This is a genomic window from Variovorax sp. P4_D9 (assembly GCF_056401695.1).
The window spans coordinates 1-1,928 of sequence record NZ_JBFUIU010001248.1 but is presented as its reverse complement, the minus strand read 5'-3'; the positions used below and the strand labels follow the sequence as shown (position 1 = coordinate 1,928).

Genomic DNA, 1,928 nt, shown 5'->3' with positions numbered 1-1,928 from the left:
GTCTCGATCGTTCCCTAACGATACAATCTGCATCATAGCCACCACATGTGTTCACACACAACACATTTCTTCCGGTAACATCCCATCGTCTGCGCGAATGTGCTGTCTTTGATCACATCGCAGGTAATAGAAGCGGGTGCACGGGGCACGCGCAGCCTGCTCAGCATGTCCGTCGCGGGAAAAGGACTTTATGACGACGACGACCCCGCAGGTGTTGGTATTGCCGGACGGCCGAATGGACCGGCGCAACGCTGGGAAGTACCTTGGCAATGCATCGAAAACGCTTGCGCAATGGGCAGTGAAGGGCATCGGCCCAAAGTTCATCAAGCGCGGCCGTGTCTGGTACTACAAGGCGGATTTGGATGCTTGGCTCGCTGTCGGCGCCGCAAGCAGCACGGCGGAGGCGCGGCTTAACGAAGAGAAGGTTGCCTCCTTCGCCCCAGCGCAGAGTGAACTAGGGGCGGCCTGATGTCGGACGCGCCCAACAAGGTGATCATTCACGGGGATGTGAAGTCCCAGGCCCTTGTCGCGGCCTCGCCGCAGGTCTTTGACAAGCGGTTTGCCACACTCACGGCTGAGTTCGCGCTCCGCGGCCACACGCTGCAAGCATTGAGCAGTGAGGGTCGGACGCTGTACGTCGTGAGTCGCTGGGGCCAGTCCCGCACGTTTTCCCACCCGAACCGCGTCGAAGCATTCCTCCGCCAGGTGGGCGGACCATTGGTCACGTGCGACGACATGGTCGCCTTCGCAGCCGCGATCGCCTCCGCTGGCATGGAGCCGCCTGTCGACATCGTGGCAGACGGCAGCCTCCACCGCTTCAGCACAGACGGCGAAGGCGGCCCCTGCGACGGCTGGTACGTCCTGCGCTACGAAGCGAGCCTGACGGGGGTTTTCGGCAAGTGCCATGGCTCGGCTTTCGTGTGGAGCCCGGCCGCGGGCGTCAAGCGAGTTTCCGCCAATGAATTCGAGCGTGAGCTGAGCAGCCTGCGGTCGCAAATGAATGCCTTCTCGTCGGTCATCGATTCCGCTCGCGACGATTCGAGGTTCTCCCTGCGCTATACGTCGCATGTGTTGCGCGTCGCGGAGCGCATCCTCGAACTGGGCACCCAGCCTGCCCTCGATGAGCCGCTGACCGGCTCCGTGCTTTCTGACCGTTCGGAGGTGGAGTAGTGGCCGGTGGCATCGACTGGTTCCGCTGGCACCACGGCAGCGTCACGGATCCGAAGTTCCAACTCATTGCAAGCAAGGCTGACGCCCGTCTCGGCGACGTCCTAGTGGTCTGGGCTTGCCTGCTGGAGTCAGCCAGTGCGAACGTCGAGCGCGGAACGTTCAGCGAGCCCGACCTCGAGACCTTGGACTTCCTGATCGGGGCGGGGGACGGCGTCGCCGCGAGGATCATCGAGGCCATGCGCATGCGCAAGCTGATCGACGGCTGTCGCATCGTGCGCTGGGAGATTCGGCAGCCCAAGCGTGAGCGTGATCCGGCGCCTCCTCCTCCCGACGCGCTGCCGCCGATGTCGTCTGCTGAGCGATCTAGGGCACATCGTGCGCGCATGGCTTCCAACGCACCAAGCTACGCCATGCAACGCCATGCAACGCCAAGCAGCGCCAGCAACGGCAATGAAACGCCTAGAGAAGAGGAGAGTAGAGAAGAGAAAGGAAGAATACCCCCCATACCCCCGGCGCGCGTCAATGTAGTTGTCGCCTCTTTCATGCAGCCAGCGGCTGTATGTCTGATACCCGCGAATGTGTCTGAACGACGCAGTCACGTTCGGGGTTGAGGGTCACCGCGCCGATGGGCGACCAGTTGCGAGTCGGTCCTGACCAGCGCGCCGGGTTGAGGGCCCGGGCACGGGTGTACAACTCGTGGCGAGCAGCGAGGATGGCCTGGTCTTCACCGGCGTGGCGCTGAGCCGGGCTGACGTAGC

General features: G+C 63.0%; 3 protein-coding genes and 1 pseudogene. 3 read left to right on the top strand and 1 reads right to left on the bottom strand.

Translation table 11 applies throughout. The features are described from left to right. Positions 1–190: 190 nt before the first annotated feature. The 3 genes from AC1DY5_RS53565 to AC1DY5_RS53555 are packed head-to-tail and all read left to right on the top strand — an operon-like array spanning position 191 to position 1,781. Positions 191–469, top strand: a complete 279-nt coding sequence (locus AC1DY5_RS53565; protein ID WP_478122341.1) for a helix-turn-helix transcriptional regulator — start codon at positions 191–193, stop codon at positions 467–469. Further along, entirely contained in the window at positions 469–1,170 is a 702-nt protein-coding gene (locus AC1DY5_RS53560) for a hypothetical protein (RefSeq protein ID WP_478122340.1), read from the top strand. The genes AC1DY5_RS53565 and AC1DY5_RS53560 overlap by 1 nt, the downstream gene beginning before the upstream one ends. Beyond that, complete coding sequence (locus AC1DY5_RS53555; RefSeq protein ID WP_478122342.1) at positions 1,170–1,781, top strand: hypothetical protein; 612 nt, start codon at positions 1,170–1,172, stop codon at positions 1,779–1,781. Before AC1DY5_RS53560 ends, AC1DY5_RS53555 begins: the two co-directional genes overlap by 1 nt. On the opposite strand, the pseudogene AC1DY5_RS53550 reads toward AC1DY5_RS53555, so the two are convergent. Then, positions 1,711–1,928 (bottom strand): annotated as a pseudogene (locus AC1DY5_RS53550) (IS3-like element ISAzo10 family transposase); the annotation flags it as partial. The gene AC1DY5_RS53555 and the pseudogene AC1DY5_RS53550 sit on opposite strands and share 71 nt — an antisense overlap.